General features: G+C 46.6%; 1 protein-coding gene and 1 pseudogene. One reads left to right on the forward strand and one right to left on the reverse strand.

Annotated features, from left to right (window positions below):
- Nucleotides 1-185 (reverse strand): annotated as a pseudogene (locus tag A3739_RS26820) (porphobilinogen synthase); the annotation flags it as partial.
- 145 nt (nt 186-330) lie between these two features.
- Here A3739_RS26820 and A3739_RS26825 point away from each other — a divergent pair.
- On the forward strand, nt 331-1,640 hold a 1,310-nt coding region (locus A3739_RS26825), incomplete at its 3' end, for a bifunctional TVP38/TMEM64 family protein/FAD-dependent oxidoreductase (protein WP_156502883.1).

Raw genomic sequence — 1,640 nt, forward strand, 5'->3', positions numbered from 1 at the left:
ACTAGCTCTTTGGCTTCTTCGACCAGAAAATCGATACTGACACGCTCAACACCTGGCATGGATGGTACAGCCTCGCGCTGTTGTTCTCCTTCAATCACAAACATCGGATAGATCAGATCAGAAGCTTGCAAAGTATTCTCTGCAACTAAACGTCGGGTTGAATCTTGAGCACGCAAACGACGCATACGAGTATTAGGAAACTGTCGTGATAGCGAAAAAGCCAAAAGTAACTCCAAAAACTAGGTAATCGGTGATAGGGCTATGCCTATTGAACTAAGCTGATTATAGTAAGTCTTATCTCGCTGAGCATCCACTAAGTAAGAGCATTTCATGTCGGTCAAAAAACTCATTCTCATTATTTCCATCGCGGCTGCTTTTGTCGTGTTTTACAGCCTTGGTTTAGATCAATACCTAAGCCTGGATTATTTTCTAGCGCAGCGCGACGCTCTACTTGATTATCAAGCTAACGAGCCTTTTAAAGCTGCCGTAATTTTCTTCCTAATCTATGTCGCGGTCACCGCGCTGTCACTCCCAGCAGCCACACTGATTACACTCGCAGCAGGTGCAATCTTTGGGCTCGTGCAAGGGCTATTGCTCGTCTCATTTGCTAGCACAATAGGCGCAAGTATCGCGTTCTTAATGGCGAGAACTCTGTTCCGCGATTCGGTACAGCAACGTTTTCAATCTAGCTTCAGTAAAATCAATGAAGGCATTGATAAAGAAGGGGCATTTTATCTATTCGGTTTGCGCCTCGTACCCATCTTTCCATTTGTCGCAGTCAACTTACTAATGGGGCTGACAAACTTTCCATTGCGCCGCTACTTTTGGGTGAGCCAGCTAGGTATGTTGCCGGGCACATTTGTCTACGTGAATGCGGGAACACAGTTAGCAGAATTAGATTCGTTATCAGGCATCGCATCTCCTGCAATTTTATTGTCCTTTGCTGCCTTAGGCATATTCCCGTTTGTCGCCAACCGCGCACTGGAACGTATTAAGGCCCAACGCGTTTACAGCGAGTACGATAAGCCAAAGAGCTTTGACTCAAACATGGTAGTAATCGGTGCAGGTGCTGCCGGTTTAGTAAGCTCTTATATTGCTGCGGCAACAAAAGCCAAAGTCGATCTTATCGAGCGCCATAAAATGGGTGGAGATTGTCTGAATACAGGATGTGTACCGAGCAAAGCATTGATTCGATCGGCGAAGATCAAGCATTACGTCGATACCGCAAACACCTACGGCGTGAATGTAGAAAACACGAGCGTTAACTTTGAAGCTGTCATGGAACGCGTGCAAGAAGTTATCAAGAAAATTGAACCTCATGATTCCATCGAGCGCTATACCGATCTGGGAGTGAACTGCATTACAGGCAGCGCCAAAATTCTTGATCCCTGGCGTGTTGAGGTAAACGGCGAAACAATTGCCGCTCAAAATATCGTCATTGCGACGGGCGCTCGTCCGACCATGCCAACTATCGAAGGGCTCAATACTGAACTGGCATACAATTCAGATACGATTTGGAATCTTCGTACACCACCAAAATCTATGGTTGTCGTTGGAACAGGCCCGATCGGCTGCGAACTCGCTCAAAGCTTCCATCGTTTAGGTGTGAACGTCACCTTGGTAGGTCGCGACATGCGCCT

The organism is Oleiphilus sp. HI0067, from assembly GCF_001635735.1.